This window comes from Gammaproteobacteria bacterium (assembly GCA_041395445.1).
GTDB lineage: Bacteria > Pseudomonadota > Gammaproteobacteria > Xanthomonadales > Marinicellaceae > NORP309.
Map to the genome: position 1 here is coordinate 18747 of JAWLAO010000006.1, position 17867 is coordinate 36613.

Sequence of the window (17867 nt, forward strand, 5' to 3'; positions counted from 1 at the left end):
TAGAGAAGAAAACAGAACACTTATTAAGGCATCATACACACATACTAGCACAAGTGAAGTGAGCAATGGTACCTCTTCTCGGCAAGCTCTAACTGGAATAATAGACCATCTATCAATCCGAATGCGGAGGAAGTTGGTGTTTCAGCATATGATATACCAAATGCATTTACACTTCAGGTAGCTTATAATAATAATTTCCTTTGGAGACAATGAAACTAGTATTAATTTATTCTGGACATCAAGTGATGGAGAGCCGTTCTCTTATGCTTATGATAATGATGTAAATGGTGATGGGATAAAATTACAATGATTTGCTTTATGTGCCATAAATGAAGGGGAATAGGTATTTGGAAACTACAATAGTAGATATTACGATAGCTGTAAGCAGCATATGAACAAGCGTTTGAGAATTTCTTGGCAAACACAGGTTTAGATCAATACAGAGGTCAAATTCCTGTAAGAAATTCATTTAGAGCTCCTAGAATCAATTTGTGGGATTTAAAAGTTCGTCAAGAACTTCCACAAATGGGAATGTTTAAAGCTTCTGTCTTCTTTACGATTAAGAATCTAGGTAACTTATTGAATAACAAAGATTGGGGACATGTGTATTACAGTTATTATTCTGCTCAGAATGTTGTAGAGCATCATGGATTTGATGAACAAGGAAGAGCGGTATTAGATTTTACTGGAAGAGAAGAGTTTCTTGATAACCTGACTTTAGTGAATCAAGATCTCAATGGCAAGCACAAATGGGTGTTCGCATCGAGTTCTAATTTAACCTCAAAGTTAAATGGAAAAAAGGGTGGCTTTGGTCACCCTTTTTTATTTGTAAATGCAAAAGAGCTATTTATGACTATTGGCACTTCAACTTCTGTTAGAATAAAGGATAATAATTCTAATTTCAAGTACAAAATATGAAGATAAAGACATTATTTGTCGGTATCGCATTTTTTTCAGTACAAACATCTTACGCGCTTGAATTGAAAGAATGCAGAATTGGTACCGAATACAGTACAAAAATTAAAGCCGAGTGCGGCAAACTATCAGTCGCTGAAAATCGTTCCAATCCATCACGAATGATTGACTTAAATGTGGCAATTGTTCGTACAGTCTCAAAGAAAAAGCAACTGGATCCGGTAATAATGTTGGCAGGAGGCCCAGGACAATCAGCAGTTGAAAGTTTTCCACAGATGTATCCGGCATTTAGAAAAATTTTGAAAGATCGTGATGTGGTTTTGGTGGATCAAAGAGGTACAGGTCATTCCAATCCATTGAAATGCGAATTCGATGAAGAGACTCAAAAACAGTTAAATGAAAATCCTGAGCTTATTCCTCAGGAATTACAAAACTGTGCCAATAAACTGGATGCTGATACTCGTTTTTATACAACTCCTGAGTCTATCAAAGATTTGGAAGAGGTACGCAAAGCATTAGCTATCGAGAAATGGAATTTGTTAGGCATCTCCTATGGAACTCGAAAAGCACTAACATACATGAAAATGTTTCCGGAATCAATTCGTTCAGTGATTCTTGATGGAGTCATGCCACAACAAGAAGCGATGCCACAAAGCCATGAGAAAAATCTTGTCAATGCATTAAGAAAACAGTTTGAACTTTGCAAAAATCAACCGACATGCAATGAAGCCTTTGGCGATGTGGAACAGCAAATGTGGCAAGTTCTAGACAATGTTGAAGAAAATCAACCCAAAATTCGCTTGCAGAATTTTATGACCGGTGAATATGATGAAATTACCGTGAATAAACAAATGGTGGCGATAGCAATCAGGATGTTTGCTTATACACCCGATTCAATGCGATTATTGCCACTAATTATTGCCAAGGCAAATCATGGACAACTGGAAACGATAGCATCACAAGGGAATTTGATTGGAAGCCTTTTATCAGAGAATATGAGCAATGTTGAGATTTCAATCATTTGTGCAGAGGATGCGCCGTTTTATGATGAGTATAATGTGGAATCACAAAATTTATTTGGAGAAGATTCCATTGAGCAGATTAAGCGAAACTGTGAAGTTTGGCCTCATAGTACAGTTGATGCGGATTTTAAAGAGCCTGTCGTTTCAGACTTGCCGGTTTTATTGCTATCAGGGGAACTCGATCCGGTTACTCCTCCTGAATTTGCTGAACTGGCGATGCAAACACTATCTAATTCACAGCATTTGGTAGCAAAAGGTCAGGGACATAATGTTTTCCCGAAAGGCTGTATGCCTGACATCATCACTCAATTTATAAATAATCCGGAAGATGAACTGGATACTAAGTGTATGAGTGACTTCGATTACGAGCCGTTTTTTATTAACATGATGGGACCTAAACAATGATAGAAGTAAAAGCATTAAGTAAAAGTTTTGGTAAAGTCAAAGCTGTGAAAGAGGTGAGTTTTGTTGCACCCGATAACCAAGTAACAGCATTATTGGGAGCAAACGGAGCCGGGAAGACAACCAGTTTACGAATGATTTATTCATTAATTACTCCCGAATCGGGCGAAGTGATGATTGATGGAATCAATCCCCAAAAAGAACCTGAAAAAGCGAGAAAACTATTAGGTGTTTTACCTGATTCCAGAGGTCTTTATTTACGCTTGACTGCGAGAGAAAATATTCAATACTTCGGAAGATTACATGGAATGTCAGAATCTCAAATCAATTCACGAATCGAAAGTTTGGTGGAGGATTTACGAATGCAGGACTTTATTGACCGTAAAACTGATGGTTTTTCCCAAGGTCAAAGAGTCAAGGTTGCTATTGCACGAGCATTAGTCCATGACCCGCAAAATATTATTCTCGATGAACCGACCAATGGCTTGGATGTCATGAGTACTCGTGGAGTTCGCTCCTTTTTACGGAAAGAAAAAGCTCGCGGAAAATGCATATTGTTTTCATCTCATGTGATGCAAGAGGTTGCTGCTGTTAGTGATGAAATTTTGATTGTTAACGATGGCAGGGTTTGTGCATCAGGCACCGAAAAACAACTCATGGAGCAAACAAATATGAATAGTCTTGAAGATGCTTTCGTTCATATCGTTACAAATGGAGAAGGCCATGAGTAATCAAATTTTTACAGTTGCAAAAAAAGAAATAAAGGATAACTTGCGCGATCGTAAAACCGTGATGTCTTCGATATTCATGGGGGCGGTATTTATGCCGGTTCTGTTTGTTGTTTTGATGAATTTCATAACCAATATGCAAAAAGATAAAGCTGAAGCTCAATTGAAAGTTTCAGTTCAAGGAACTGCGAATGCAATGAGCTTGGTTAAATTCTTTAAAAGCAAAGGCGCCGAAATTAAAGAGTTTAACGGAGATGCCAGACAAGCGATTATTGATAAAGATGAAGAAGCTGTTTTGGTTATTCCTGATACATTTGCCGAACAATTTGAAAAAGGTGTTCCGGCAAAAGTGGAATTGTATTATGACAAAACGGCAAAAGGTGCAACCAATGTCACTCAGAGTCGAATTACAGCATTGTTGGCCGAGTATTCAAGCAATATTGGTATGACTCGTTTACAACTTCGCGGAGTGAGTCCGATGTTGTTAAGAGCGGTCATGGTTGAAGATCATGATGTTTCAACGGCTCAATCCAAAGGTGCGATGGTCATGACGTTTCTTCCTTATGTCTTGATTATTGGGTTGTTTTTAGGAAGTATGTATCTGGCAATTGATACAATGGCAGGTGAGAAGGAGAGAAATTCACTGGAGCCATTGTTGTTAAATCCGATTAAAAGATCCAATTTATTGATTGGAAAGCTCATCGCAACCATCACATTCGGTATTATCACCATGTTTGCAACAATCGCTGCATTTAAAGTAGCGATGCCTTTTATGCCATTAGCTGACTTGGGTATGACTGTTGATTTTGGTTTAAAAAATGTTAGTATTTTGGTATTGGTTTTAGCTCCATTAACGGTGATGGCAGCGTCTTTACAGACAATCGTTGCAACTTACAGCAAGTCGTTTAAAGAGGCACAAACCTATGTAAACTTGTTGATGTTTATCCCAATGATTCCAAGTATGGCACTGATTTTTATGCCGGTTAAGGAAAAATTATGGATGATGGCAACACCGGTTCTTAGTCAGAATCTAATCATCAATCAAATCATGAGAGGTGAGACGGTTTCGACAATTTCAATCATTGCTGCTATTGTTGGTTCATTATTTGTGGGCTTGGTGCTTGCACTTATTGCGATTAAATTGTATAAAAGGGAAAGTTTATTATTTTCCGGATAAGTTTATATGACTAAACTCTTTTTGTTGGTTTTGATGTTTTCATCAACGACTTTTGTTTATGCTCAGATTTATAAGTACGTTGATGAAAACGGTCAAGTTCACTACACTGACAAAGACCCTGAATTGAATAAAAGCAAAGCGGATGCAGTGAAGTCACTAACTATAATTGAGAAAGATGAGTTAGAGCCGAACTCTTCGTGGAAGCGTTATGAACATAAAAAAAAGCAGGCTTCCAATCAATTTGAAGAGTTTAATATCGTTTCTCCCAAACCTGACACGCGGATAACGAGTGCTAACGGTAATATATTGGCAAGCGTGCATGTTGATGGCAACTTGCCCTCAAAATACCGAATTAAGTTCTATCTTGATGGCGTGGCTCGAGGCAAGGTTCGTTCTAACTCTCAATTGATTGCGGATGTTGGTGATGGTGAGCATACCTTATATGCTGAATTGATTGAATCTCACTCCAGAAAAGTGATGATTAAATCTCCTGAAATTAAATTTGAGTACAGTCGTTCCGCAACTCGACTTGAAAACTAAACCTATCTATGAATAAAGTTCTGATATTTGAACTTATCACAATTCTAAATATCATTTTTGCGGTCTCTTTATTGCTACTTCAAATTTGGCGAAGTTATTTAGGTAAAAAACTGAGTTTGACTTCATTGGTGCTAAATTTTGCAATCCTGGTCTTATTGACATTGCAGATGTTGAAAACATTTGAAATTCAAACTTTTGTAATTTCAACGATGTTAGTGTTGGTTTTGCTGTTGATAATTAAACAGCCAAAAAGTGATATACAAGAAAAATCAATCAATGATACCTTGTTAATCGAACAGGCGAGAGAACAAGAGCGTTCCCGTATTTATGCGAATTTGCATGATGATGTAGGAGCAAAGTTACTGGAATTGATTTATTCGGCACCGAATGAAGAAACAAAATCGACTGCAAAAGAAATCATGTCAAAAATACGCAATGCTGTTGCTACTACAACCAATATTCAATGCTCAGTCAGTCAATTAGCCAATGAGCTTCATGCCGAAACAAAATTGCGACTGGAATCAGCAGGTATTAAGCTGGAGTTTGAAAGTATTTTTGAGAACCATAAACGCAGTTTATCCAATCAAATTCCGGCAACAATCAGCCGAATTGTGCGGGAATTAGTCAATAATGTTATCAAACACTCCAAAGCCTCCATGGCTCGTTTGATTTTTTCGGAAACAAATGATGGCATAACCATTGTTTTAGAGGATAATGGCATAGGAATTTTGAAAACCAATCACGGTAAAGGACTATCAACTATTGAGAAAAGAGTTAAATCTATCAATGCTGAAATTTTATGTGAATCACAAAAAAATAAAGGAACTTCATACACTTTGAAACACCAATATGATGCAATCCATTCTAATCATTGAAGATATTCCTGCTGTAATGAAGTGGGTTGAGCAGTCTGCCTGTCTCAGTTATCCGGACGCTGAAATTTTCAAAGCGATAAACCTTTCCGAAGCAATGAATCAGGTAAAGGAAAGAGATTTTGACATGGCTTTGGTTGATATCGGTTTGCCGGATGGAAGTGGTATGGATGTGGTTGATTATTTGGTTAAAAACCAAAAAGAAACGCTGATAGTTATGACCACAATTTTTGATGATGACCAAAATGTGTTCAATGCACTTCGTAAAGGAGCCAAGGGTTATATTCTAAAAGACCAGGATAAAGACCAATTGGCGCAAATGTTATTGAATATTGAAAAAGGACAACTGCCAATTTCACCGCAAATCGCTAATAAACTTCTTGGTTTTTTTAATCCTAAACCGCAGGAAAACCAACTCACCCAAAGAGAACAGGATGTATTGACTCTGATTGCAAAAGGGATAAATGTTCCTAAGGTTGCTGAGCTTCTGGAAATAAAGAGTTCAACCTGCTATGGGTATGTTAAAGAGATCTATCAAAAACTCAATATCAACTCTCGTGCTGAAGCAACTTTGCAAGCGACTCGTATGGGTTTAGTCAATTTTGAGTCAGAATAAATGCCATCATTGTGCAAAATGTGAAGCAATTCATATATTTTTTTTAAGTTTGCATCTTTGAAAGTCAAATTTTTCTTCCGTAAGTATTCACATTTCTGCTAGTATTTAACAATAATTAACAATCCTAATAAGAATCCGAGGGGGCACTAATGCTACGCACTAATGTTGTATTGACTTTATTAGTCATATTCAGTTTTTCTGTATCCGCGCAAAATAGAACCTATAACATCTACATCGATAAAGACAACAAAACCACTACCGGTTGTAGTGTTGTTCAACCCGATTTTGCAACGCAATTTGATGGTATTGACGGTTACATTTCTGTAACGACGAGCGCATCTCCGGTGGTAATTAGTAGTTCACTTTATCACGAATGTGTTGGTGGTAGTTTTGATGGCGGGAGTGCAGTTGTTACGTCAGCATTAGGGTTTAACACAGCGGCAAATGGCGATGATGTATTTGAGTTTCAAATCGGCACTTCAGATTTAGGCATTCGTTCCAGCTCGACAGCCAAGCTTTACTTCTCAGTTGAGTCTGACATATCTTCAGATATTGTGACTGTGAATAATTCAGGAAATGGAATTTTTGTCAACGTGGCTTTTCCTATACCTACTTTATCAACAATATCACTACTATTTTTATGTTTGATTGTTTTTATTGTTGCCAAGAAGGCATACAAAAACAAAGCATTGATTTTGGCATCAGTAATGCTTTTTTCAACAATGGTTTGGGGAATGTTCCTGTTTGTCATTGATGGAGAGGCGAACGATTGGAGTAGTTTTAACCCAATCAATGATCCGGTTGGTGATAATTCCGCACCGGCAAATTTTTCTGATATTACCAAAGTTTTTGCTATTCTGGAGCAAGATTATTTTACTGCACGAATGGATGTGGTTGATGTTGAAAACCAAGCGCCAACAATTATTTCTGCAAATTCTGCCAGTGTGATGGAAAACCAAACATCTGCAATTGATGTTGAATCAACAGATGTCAATGGAGATATTGAAGGCGCCGGACTGACTTATGCGTTAACAGGTGCAATTGATGATTCTTTATTTTCAATAGATGTGAACTTTGGAGTCGTTACCTTTTTAGTGGCTCCGGACTTTGAAGCACCAAGTGACTCCGGTGCTGATAACAATTATGATATACAAGTGACTGTCACTGATTCCGGTGGTTTAACAGATGTTCAAGATATTGTTGTTACTGTAACCAATGATATCAATGATGATGCCAGCGTTGAGTTTCAAAGTGTATCAAGTAGCTCTACTGATGAAGCAACGGTGTTGAATATTGTAGTTGAACTAACAGCTTTAGCGCCTTTGACAGCTCCTCTGAGTGTTGATGTGGTTGATGCCGGCGGTGGCTCGGCTTTAAGTGGTACTGATTATACTGCTATTGGAACACAAACCATTACATTCCCAATAGGTGCTACCGGAGGAGCAGTTCTGAATGCAACATTAACTCCGAATAACGATACCAATGTTGAAGGTGATGAGACTGTAAACTTATTGATGCAAAATGTTTCCGGTCCGGGAACCTTAGGAGTTCAAACCAATCATACTGCGACCATTACCGATGATGATTTCGCTGAGGTCAGTTTCCAATTGGCGAGCAGTGCAACGGTCAATGAGGCGACACCATTAGATATAGACGTCGTCATTAATATTCCGGGTGGTGGTCAACTGGATACCGCGGTTACGGTTGATGTTGTTGATGCCGGTGGCGGAAGTGCTACCAGTGGTGTGGACTACAATGTGTTTGGAGTGCAAGCACTCACATTCCCTATTGGTACCACCAATGGCACTGTACAAACTGCGACTCTAACTCCATTAGATGATGCTAGTAACGAAGGCAATGAAACTGTTAATTTGGCGTTGCAGAATTTGGTCGCGAATTCATCTGTGAGTTTGGGATTACAAACAACTCATACAGCAACTATTACGGATGATGAAGCAACAGTTGAGTTTTCTTTAGCTTCCAGTGCTACTGTGAATGAAGCGGTTGCATTGGATGTTGGCGTGGTACTAACTACACCAATACCATTAACAGCTCCGTTGAGTGTGGATGTGGTAGATGCAGGAACCGGATCAGCTACGAGTGTGGTTGACTATATTTCTTTTGGAACTCAAACTTTAACATTCCCAATCGGATCAACAAATGGAACAACCCTGAATGCATCACTTGTTCCAATAAATGATAATAATGTTGAGAATAACGAAAGTGTCAATCTTCAACTCCAAAATCTAGTTGGTACTGGTTCCATAGGAACTCAATCGACACATACTGCAACTATCACTGAGGATGATGCAGCAAGTGTGAGTTTCTTTGCAGCGACTAGTGCCACTGTTGATGAATCTACGCCTTTGAATATTGGCGTCCAATTAACAATCCCGGTCGGCGGACAACTTGAAATTCCTTTATCAATAGATGTGGTTGATGCAGGAGGTGGTTCTGCAACCAGCACTACAGATTATTCAGCAATTGGAACACAAACATTCACTTTCTCATTTGGAGCTGTTAACGGAAATACACTGAATGCGGTTCTCATTCCTATTGATGACCCTGACACCGAAGGTGATGAAACGGTTAATTTGTTATTACAGAACTTGAATGGACCTGTTTTATCTTCTATTGGAGTACAGTCTACACATACAGCAACAATTACCGATGACGATAATCAACCGCCGGTTGCAGTAAATGATGCTTATGACTCCATAGGTAATGTTGGAATTACTGTTCCGGCAGTATCCGGTGTTATTGCAAATGATACTGATCCCAATATGGATGTATTGACAGTAACAGCTTATGACGCGACAAGTGTTCAAGGAGGAGTTGTTGTTGTTAATGGTGATGGTAGTTTCATCTATTCTCCACCAACAGGATACACAGGAGCTGATAGTTTTACTTATACAATATCAGACGGTACTGTCACGGATTCAGCGGTTGTAACTCTAACCGTCGCTAACAAAATCTGGTTTATAGATGGGACTGCCGCCGCCGGAGGTGACGGAAGTCTGGCTGCTCCTTTTGTAAACACATCTGACTTTATGTCAACAGCGGCAGATGGAAACGGTGATTGTATCTATGTCGCCCGTGCAGGCGGATTTAATTACTCAAGTGTGATTACATTGCTTGATAACCAAAAACTAATTGGAGAAGGATCGGTTACAGGTTTAGCTGCTGAATGTGGAATTATAGTCCCTCCGTTTAGTAATACATTACCTGCCACAGGCGGGTTGAAACCAGTATTGATTGGTGCGACAGGTGTAAATGTCGCAAGCGGAAACACAATTCGAGGTTTCGAAATCGTCAATGCCCATCAGAAAATTGTTGGTTCAAATTTTGGGACTTTAAAGGTTAGAGATGTTGACTTGATACTAAATGGAGAAGCCATTAATCTTCAGAACGGAACTGCGGATATAATTCTGGATTCAGTTGCAGCCAATGGTTCAAGCGGATATGGAATTCGTTTGTCTGGTGTTTCCGGTGTGTTTACAGTTACAGGTTCAACATTTATTAATTCAGTTGTTGAAGAAGGGATATTGATTGAAAATTCCAATTTAGTTTATACATTCGGCAATATACAAATTACCGGCAGACAAAAGGCTGGTATTGTTATCAATGCTTTCACCGGTGGAGTACAAACCGGAGTATTTGGTGATGTTACCATCATTAATAGTGGTGCTGCCAATAATACAACTGGTTTTGCTATCGATAATATAGTGACTGCCGGAAGTGCTATAACTATAGCTAATGTCTCAATTGATAATCAGCTTTCAAACAGCGCAGGCATGGCTCTATCCAACAATGACGGAGCAACAATTAATGTCAACGGAGGTTCTGTTAGCAATTCTAGCGGACCTAATGTCAGTATATCTTCAGGTTCGGGAACCGTAAATTTTGCTGCGAGTATTGTCAGTCTGTCAGGTCGTTCCTTGCAAGTCCTTAACAATGACGGAGGGACAATTAATTTGACAGGCCCGATTCTTGGCACTAGTGGAAGCAGTACCGGCGTTTATATAAATAATAATACAGGCGCAACCATAAATATTTCAGGACAACTGACTCTTTCCACTGCTACAAATGATGCATTTACAGCTACTGGCGGTGGAACCTTGAATGTGACAGAGAAGTAGCAACAGTATTGTAACCACAACAGCAACCGCAGTTAACTTAAGCAATATAAATATTGGCACTTCTAATGTTACATTTGAAAGAGTAGAATCAAACGGGGGGAATAGGGGTATTATTCTATCTCTCCTTGGAGGAACTGGTTCGTTCAATGTAACAGGGATAGGTACAACGAATAATAGTGGTGGTATTATCCAAAACAAATCTCTAAATGGAATTGTTGTTCAAAACTCAAGCAATATCAACTTATCAAATATGAGCTTTGTGAATGCCACCAATGAATCACCGGGATGTTTTGCCGATGTGGGAGGAGTCATAGACCCGGGTGAGAACTGTAATGCGGCAATAGAGTTTGAGAATGTTAGTAATATTGTACTGAATAATGTACTTGTTGACGGAAATGGTGACACATCTGATGAACTGGGTATATATGGATTGAATGTAACTAATTTTGATATGAGTGGTGTAACCGTTCAAAATACATCCGATGAGATTAACGAACATGGAATTTATCTTATTAATCTTCTTGGCACAGGAGCTAATTCAAGTCATTGGCAGAACTTAGTAGTTGATAATACGGTTGGTGATACAGCTATTCTTATCGCACAAAACACACCAATTGCCGGCGAATTGTTAATTGATGGTGTTTCAGAAATTAAAAATGCATTAGAAGGTGGCTTTGAAGCACGCACCGTTATAGATAATGCCGATTTAACTGTTATTTTAGGGTCGGCAGTTGGAGGTTCATTTACTATTGAGAACACCAATATTGGTGCTGCGTTCTTTGCCGAAAGAGGTTCGTTAACCTCAACAGTCAGAAATGCTACAATTTATCAAGGAGTTGGAATTGCGTCAATTAACAGACCAGGTTCCGGTACCAATGGCGTGATGTTCGTTGGTGTGACAGGACAGTCAAGCTTTATTAATTCTGATGTTATGTTGTCCATAAACTCAAATATTATGATACAAGAAGATGGTGGTGCCGGTGGTACCGGTCGTGAAGTTACTGCATTAGGTGGGTCATCTATAATCAATGGCTTGGTGAGTTCAAATACCATATCTTCTGATGATGAATATGTTGATGGTGTGTTTACTAACTTTACAGGAGACGGCGCTGTTTCGACCAATCAGATTTCTATTACGAATAATAGCATGAATATGAGTGGTTCCGGTGCAAACCAAACTATTGCCGGAATTGAAATGAACGCTTCAAATAGTTTTGGTGGTTTGTATGCGAATGTCCAAGGAAATACAATCAGCTATGCAGGAGCCAATGGATTCTCTGCCGGTATGGTCTTTGTAGCAGGAGCGAATTCAGTTGGTCCACACAATAATACGTTCTGTTCCAATGTTCTTGGAAATGATGTTGATAATACGAACCCTGGATCATTTGGTCATTATGGTTTTGTTCAGTTTGGGGCAGCAGTTAAAAATATTGAGGGAGCCGGAATTGGTGTAGTTACTGATGCACAAGTTGACGCCTATATAACAGCCAATGACTTAGATGCAGGAATCATTACAACCGGTGCTGATGTGGATGCAAATAATGGAACTATGAATGGAGTTAATAGTTGTTTATAAGAAAAACGGCGACCTGATACATTCAGGTTGCTTTAGCTTTTGTTGAATAGCTAATTAAAATTCAACACTCACTATAAAAAAAGGGGAAATAATATGAATAAGAAATACTCGAAAACCACTTTAGTCGGGGGGTGTCTATGTCTGAGCCTTTTCTAGCAGAAATCAGAATTATGGGTTTCAATTTTGCACCCAGAGGGTGGGCGTTTTGTGACGGACAAATATTACCTATCAATCAAAATCAATCATTATACTCACTACTTGGAACAACCTATGGAGGTGATGGCAGGACATCATTTGCCTTGCCGGATATAAGAGGGCGTGTTCCTGTTCATGTTGGTAATGATGGTGCCGGAGGAATGACTTATAGCGAAGGTCAGAAAACCGGCGAAGAAACTCATACACTTTCGGTAAATGAGTTGGCGAGTCACAGCCATGTGATGCAGGGAACCTCTAATATTGCAAATCAAGCCGTTCCTAATAACACATTACTTGCAGCTACAAATAATGGAAAACCTTATTCTTCATCAAGTTCAGGAGAAATGGGCTCAGGGATGGTTGCGCATGTCGGTGGAAGCCAGGCTCATGAAAATATGCAACCTTCCATTGTTTTGAATTTTTGTATTGCTTTACAGGGATTATTCCCGTCACGAAATTAGGAGGCTGGTATGTCAGAACCATTTGTAGGAGAAATCCGTATGTTTGCGGGCAATTTTGCTCCGCGTGGGTGGGCGTTTTGTGATGGTCAGTTATTGGCGGTTTCACAAAATGATGCCTTGTTTAGTTTGTTAGGTACAATTTATGGCGGTGATGGAAGAACGACTTTTGGACTGCCTGATATGCGAGGGAGGTTGCCTATGCATGCAGGAACAGGTCCTGGGTTGAGTCCAAGGCGGTTGGGAGCAAAGTTTGGTGCAGAGAATGTGACTTTAACAGTGAATCAAATGCCATCTCACACTCATAGTGTTGGTGGTAATAATGTTGCAGGGAGTTCAAGCTCACCATCGGGTTATTTTGCCAAAGATGTCAGTAACTCCAATTTGTATATCAATTCCTTATCGAGTACCAGAGCATCCATGAATTCAAACATGATTACAAATACCGGAGGATCGAGATCACACACAAACTTAATGCCTTATCTGTGCATTCATTTTATTATCGCCCTTGTTGGTATTTATCCATCACGAAATTAGGAGAATTGTATGTCAGAACCATTTATAGCAGAAATTAGAATTTTCGCAGGTAATTTTGCTCCAAGAAGCTGGGCATTTTGTAATGGCCAGTTGTTACCAATTTCGCAGAATACCGCTTTATTTTCACTCATTGGCACAACGTATGGTGGTGATGGGCTATCAACGACAGCACTTCCCAATTTACAAGGTCGAGCTCCGATGCATCCGGGAAGAGGTCCGGGTTTAACAGCCAGAAGATTGGGCGAAAGAGGTGGCACGCAGTCAGTAACTCTGACTGAAGCACAGATTCCGAATCATAATCATAGTGTCACAGCTGATGCGAATCCGGGAGGATTTGGTGGTGGCGGAGCGGATACTCCAGATCCGGTCAATCACTATCTTGCAAGTACATCTGCCAGCGGTCAGTTTTATGCGAATGGCAGTTCAAATGTCGCTCCCATGAGTGAGGTTACAACAGCCGGTGGAAGCCAGTCGCACAACAATGTACAGCCCGTCATTGCAATTAATTACATTATTGCTTTACAAGGTTTGTATCCTTCTAGAGGTTAATTATGAAAAGAAGAAATTTTACACAATCTTTAATTGCAGCTCTAGGTGTTTCCAGTATGCCCGTAGGCGTTTCTTTGGCGGTGTCAAAAACTGAGTCAGATTTAATCAAAGAAAACATAATAACCTCAGCTGATGGATTGAAATTAAAACTAGATAGCAAGATTCATCCTGTTAACAATCAGGATGAGAAGCAATTTATCCTGACTTATAGTGTCCAAAACCTGCAAGGCCGGCTGGAAGAAAAAATCTATGATTTAAAATCTTCCGAAGGTAAAAATTATCAGGTTTTTATGACTCCGATAAATGAAACACAACTTCAAGCTGTGTTCAACAGGAGGCTGAATGCCTGATAGTGTTTCGGAAACATTGAATCATCAATTGTTTCCTGGTGATTTGCAATATAAAGCCATATCTGACAAGGATATGGCTTTTCTTTCACAGCTTTATGCATCGACTCGTTGGAAAGAACTAGAACAGACTCCATGGAGTTTGGAGCAAAAGCAGAATTTCCTGCAAATGCAGTTTGATGCACAACATAAACATTACCAATCGCATTATCCGAAATCGGACTATTTGTTAATTTCGTATAAGAACCAAGAAATTGGCCGCATCTATCTGGACAGAGATGAAACGTCAATTTGTTTGATAGATATTGCCTTTCTACCTGAATTTAGAAACAGAGGGTTTGGAACTCAAATCTTAAAAAACCTCATTAATGAAGCTCAATCAAATCAAAAGAAAATAACCATCCATGTTGAAAATTTTAACCCTGCCTATAACTGGTATGTCAAACACGGTTTCCAACAAATTGAAGACAAAGGTGTTTATCAATACATGGAATGGCATCCCAAAACCGTCTAAGTAAAAATTGCCTCGTATTGGGTTCCTCGCTCATTGGCTCCAATTGGAACCAGAAAGAGATGGATATCGTCAGTTGAATCGCTTTTTATCAAAAAAGTATTTTGCTCAAAAACTCTTTTGTCCGTTGACTGAAATAGCAGTGAGAACGGTTCAATTTGTCCATTTGGGATTGTTTCAGATTTAATTGATTTTATTTCAACAAGGTTCAAATCCAGATACTCTTCTTCCCCAATTTGAAGTTGGAATTGTTTATTGTCTAGGTTATCAAAAAAGGATTTCGTTAGGTTCATTCTTATTATTTCGTATGAGTCAGATGTGATTATAGTTGAAGGTGTAACTTCTGCCAATGAATTCTTTATAACAAAAAATGTCATAATAAAATTTAAAGAATCAGACGTATGTAAAAATCACATTAAAAGTTCAATTCCTGACAAAATCTTGCGTATCCTTAATCAAAAAATGTGAAATTTATCACGTTTTTATTCTTATGATAAAAATTGACTCATAGTCAAGCTACTAGAAAGTAACTGTAATTTTAAATCGACACAGGGGGTTTATTATGGCACCAACATTTCCAATTACATTTAAAAACTGTTCAACTTGCAAGCATTGGGAAGGCGACAGAACATTCAAAGCTGATGGTTCTGAGGTTCAAATTTCGTCTTCTGCTAACAAAGGATGTTGTAAACATGCCGGTGGTGAGGAAAAAGCCGCTTTCATGAAATGTGAGAGCTGGACTTCTTAACCAATCTTATTTTTTCTCAATCCACGCCGCTTCATTATAAAATGTGAAGTGGCGTTCTTGCGTTTCTCAAACAAACTTATTCTATTTTAACCATTCTCTCTAAGCTATAGATTGAACTATAGCTCAATAATGTGTCACTGCTTATACGAAAAAAGCGTATATAATGTTGTATACAGAGGAAATCAGGGGGAAATATGTTTAAATATATCACTCACATCATTGCAATTATGATTGTTTGCACAACAGTCAATGCAAACACAGAATTGTCTTATGACTTGCTGGAAAAGAATTTAAAAACTTACCAGCAAAAGATTCAAACAATCCGTCAAAACCTTGATAACAGTATTTTCGATGATCAGGAACTCTTGCTCAAATTGGACTTTGATGCTGATACTATTATTCAGTTCATGCAAGAAAAAGTGGCTTTTCAACCCTATCAAGGATTGTTAAGAGGAGTGCAAGGGACTTTAAACTCAAGAGCCGGTAATTCTTTGGATCAAAGTATTTTACTGGCGAAGTTATTAAAAGATGCGGGATTTGAAGCTCGGATTGCCAGAGGTGTTTTGACTGAAGAGCAATCTTTAAAACTTCTTGTGCAATCTTCAAATGCCAGTATTCCGCAAAACATTGGAAATGGCGAAGGTTTTGAAAAGGCTGTTTCAGTTCTTGCGAAGAAAAACCCGGATTCGAAATCTGCTTTTGATTGGAAAAACACTAAAACCTTTGAGAGGTACAACAATTCTCTCAATCAATTACAAAGTGTGCTCAAAAAGTATGAAATTGATTTGGCAGAAGTTGATGTGACAGAACAAATGGTCAAAGAAAACATGGAATATTTCTGGGTTCAATATCGCATGGGAGTGACAGAGTCCTGGCAAAATGCTCATCCGGCACTTAAAAAAGGAGAAAGTTTTGATGTCACTGTAACAGAAACATTGAGCGAAACTATTCCAGAAAAATACCTGCATCAAGTCAAAATTGAATCATTTATCGAACAAAGAATCGGTGAGGATTACAAAACACACAGTTTGATGAAAGCATGGACAAAACCGACTGCTAACTTGCAAGGAGTTTTCCTTAGCTACGCCAATATGCCTTTGGGTATTGATATTAAATCTGATTTTAATCTGCGAGATATTATCAATCGTTCACAGGTTTTTATGCCGACATTTAACGGTCAGCCTGTTGGCGGAAAAGTTTTTGATTTACAAGGTCGTTTAGTTGATTCGGATGCTATGAGCGCACCGGCTGCCGGTATTTTTAAAACTGTTGGCGATAAAACCATGAATGCTATTGATGCACTTGAAGACAATAAAAAACCAAAATTGGAACTCACCGCTCAATGGTTGCAATTCACATTTATTTCGCCAGATGGAAAGGAAAAAGTTGTTAAAAGATACACTTATAAAGCTGATAAAAATGAATCCGTTGATGAAAATCTGGCTAAAACTAAACTTTTAACCCGCTATGAAATGATGGTGAATACCGGTGAACAACCTCTTGCTTATTTAGCAGATTTATATCTGCAATCAGTTGAAAAAGGGTTGCCTTGGTTAAAAGCATCGGTTGATAAGCTGTTTAGTGACAAAAAACAAGGTGCGTTTCCAAAGTCGATTCCTGAAAGTTCATTCGACTTGTTATTACAGAACCGCTGGATGAAACAAAATCCAACTGCAAATACTGAAACTCTTCAATACATTTCAGAGCCAAACCTGATTGCATTTAAAAAGGGGTTTATAGATGCTCAAACAGAGTTTTTTGCAGTTGATATTATCAGCAACTCCAAAAAGTTTCTTCGAGTGAAAAATGGCAAAGTTTATAACGACACCAAACAAACATTTGAGCAGGGAGTTTGGGACACTGCCGGTGAATGGCTACCATCCCGTTTTTTAAGTCTTGAAGGCAACGAAGTTGATACATTGAGAGTGACAAGTGCTGCGGAAAGCCAGAACATATCTTTGCATTTGCTAAAACCAGAAACAGGTGTTGAGGAGAGTCTGGCAAAACTATTCAGCAAAGATTCACTCGCTTACGAAAGTGCAATGGCAGATATCAATGCCGGATACTCATTAATTGTTCCTGAGAAAAAACCTGAAAATTTAAAAATGTCAGGTTGGTGGCGTTTTAATCATAAAACAGGTGAAAGTCTGGGAATGACGGCTGATGGTGGCGGACAAGAAATCACAGAGTACGAAATTGAACTGGCCCAGATTGCCTTAATGTTGGCAAGGTCTTTGGGTAACTTACAAAAATGCGATATGGATGGAAGTATGAATAATTTCGAGAAAATGTGTTGTATGGCTGAGGCTCATTTCAACAATGTGGTTGGTTTGTCATTTGGCGGAGCATTAGCCGGAAGTATAGGAACAGCCGGTGCAGCAGTCTTTGATATTGTTGATTTTACTCATGAATTGGGAACAGGCTCAGGAATTGCACCGGGAACAAATGGTGCGGTTTGTAAGGCAGTCGGTCCAATTCCTGATTTTTAATCAAACCTCAATCAATAAGCTAAAGGTATAAAATTATTAAGAGGTA

The 17867-nt window shown here is 38.7% G+C and carries 17 protein-coding genes; 16 read left to right on the forward strand and 1 reads right to left on the reverse strand.

All coding sequences use genetic code 11. The features are described from left to right. Positions 1 to 414: 414 nt before the first annotated feature. From R3F25_10345 to R3F25_10410, 14 genes are all read left to right on the forward strand, one after another. A complete protein-coding gene (locus R3F25_10345) occupies positions 415 to 918 on the forward strand; it encodes a hypothetical protein (protein MEZ5497203.1) in 504 nt (167 codons plus the stop codon). Beyond that, positions 915 to 2342 (forward strand): alpha/beta hydrolase, encoded by a 1428-nt coding sequence (locus R3F25_10350; protein ID MEZ5497204.1) that lies wholly within the window; start codon positions 915 to 917, stop codon positions 2340 to 2342. Before R3F25_10345 ends, R3F25_10350 begins: the two co-directional genes overlap by 4 nt. Continuing rightward, a complete protein-coding gene (locus tag R3F25_10355; protein ID MEZ5497205.1) occupies positions 2339 to 3070 on the forward strand; it encodes an ATP-binding cassette domain-containing protein in 732 nt (243 codons plus the stop codon). The genes R3F25_10350 and R3F25_10355 overlap by 4 nt, the downstream gene beginning before the upstream one ends. Continuing rightward, entirely contained in the window at positions 3063 to 4244 is a 1182-nt protein-coding gene (locus R3F25_10360; GenBank protein MEZ5497206.1) for an ABC transporter permease, read from the forward strand. The genes R3F25_10355 and R3F25_10360 overlap by 8 nt, the downstream gene beginning before the upstream one ends. Positions 4245 to 4250: 6 nt before the next feature. Then, positions 4251 to 4784 carry a DUF4124 domain-containing protein gene (locus R3F25_10365; protein MEZ5497207.1) on the forward strand — a complete coding sequence of 178 codons (534 nt, stop codon included), beginning with the start codon at positions 4251 to 4253 and terminating at the stop codon, positions 4782 to 4784. Positions 4785 to 4792: 8 nt separating this feature from the next. Then, a complete protein-coding gene (locus R3F25_10370) occupies positions 4793 to 5659 on the forward strand; it encodes a hypothetical protein (protein MEZ5497208.1) in 867 nt (288 codons plus the stop codon). Further along, complete coding sequence (locus R3F25_10375; protein ID MEZ5497209.1) at positions 5634 to 6272, forward strand: response regulator transcription factor; 639 nt, start codon at positions 5634 to 5636, stop codon at positions 6270 to 6272. The genes R3F25_10370 and R3F25_10375 overlap by 26 nt, the downstream gene beginning before the upstream one ends. A 149-nt stretch (positions 6273 to 6421) precedes the next feature. Next, positions 6422 to 10411 carry an Ig-like domain-containing protein gene (locus R3F25_10380; protein ID MEZ5497210.1) on the forward strand — a complete coding sequence of 1330 codons (3990 nt, stop codon included), beginning with the start codon at positions 6422 to 6424 and terminating at the stop codon, positions 10409 to 10411. Positions 10412 to 10661: 250 nt separating this feature from the next. Continuing rightward, entirely contained in the window at positions 10662 to 11987 is a 1326-nt protein-coding gene (locus tag R3F25_10385; protein ID MEZ5497211.1) for a hypothetical protein, read from the forward strand. A gap of 137 nt (positions 11988 to 12124) precedes the next feature. Next, entirely contained in the window at positions 12125 to 12643 is a 519-nt protein-coding gene (locus R3F25_10390) for a tail fiber protein (protein MEZ5497212.1), read from the forward strand. A 9-nt stretch (positions 12644 to 12652) separates the two neighbouring features. Then, on the forward strand, positions 12653 to 13177 hold the full coding sequence (locus R3F25_10395; GenBank protein ID MEZ5497213.1) for a tail fiber protein: 525 nt from the start codon (positions 12653 to 12655) through the stop codon (positions 13175 to 13177). Positions 13178 to 13186: 9 nt separating this feature from the next. After that, complete coding sequence (locus tag R3F25_10400; protein MEZ5497214.1) at positions 13187 to 13726, forward strand: tail fiber protein; 540 nt, start codon at positions 13187 to 13189, stop codon at positions 13724 to 13726. Between the two features lie 2 nt (positions 13727 to 13728). After that, positions 13729 to 14076 (forward strand): hypothetical protein, encoded by a 348-nt coding sequence (locus tag R3F25_10405; protein ID MEZ5497215.1) that lies wholly within the window; start codon positions 13729 to 13731, stop codon positions 14074 to 14076. After that, on the forward strand, positions 14069 to 14587 hold the full coding sequence (locus R3F25_10410; GenBank protein MEZ5497216.1) for a GNAT family N-acetyltransferase: 519 nt from the start codon (positions 14069 to 14071) through the stop codon (positions 14585 to 14587). Before R3F25_10405 ends, R3F25_10410 begins: the two co-directional genes overlap by 8 nt. Here the strand turns inward: R3F25_10410 and R3F25_10415 are convergent. Next, positions 14584 to 14877: a hypothetical protein gene (locus R3F25_10415; protein MEZ5497217.1), complete on the reverse strand. Its 294-nt coding sequence runs from the start codon at positions 14875 to 14877 to the stop codon at positions 14584 to 14586. The two genes, R3F25_10410 and R3F25_10415, sit on opposite strands and share 4 nt — an antisense overlap. A gap of 269 nt (positions 14878 to 15146) precedes the next feature. On the opposite strand from R3F25_10415, the gene R3F25_10420 reads away from it, so the two are divergent. Further along, positions 15147 to 15332: a hypothetical protein gene (locus tag R3F25_10420; protein ID MEZ5497218.1), complete on the forward strand. Its 186-nt coding sequence runs from the start codon at positions 15147 to 15149 to the stop codon at positions 15330 to 15332. A 194-nt stretch (positions 15333 to 15526) separates the two neighbouring features. Further along, on the forward strand, positions 15527 to 17821 hold the full coding sequence (locus R3F25_10425) for a hypothetical protein (GenBank protein MEZ5497219.1): 2295 nt from the start codon (positions 15527 to 15529) through the stop codon (positions 17819 to 17821). Positions 17822 to 17867 lie beyond the last annotated feature (46 nt).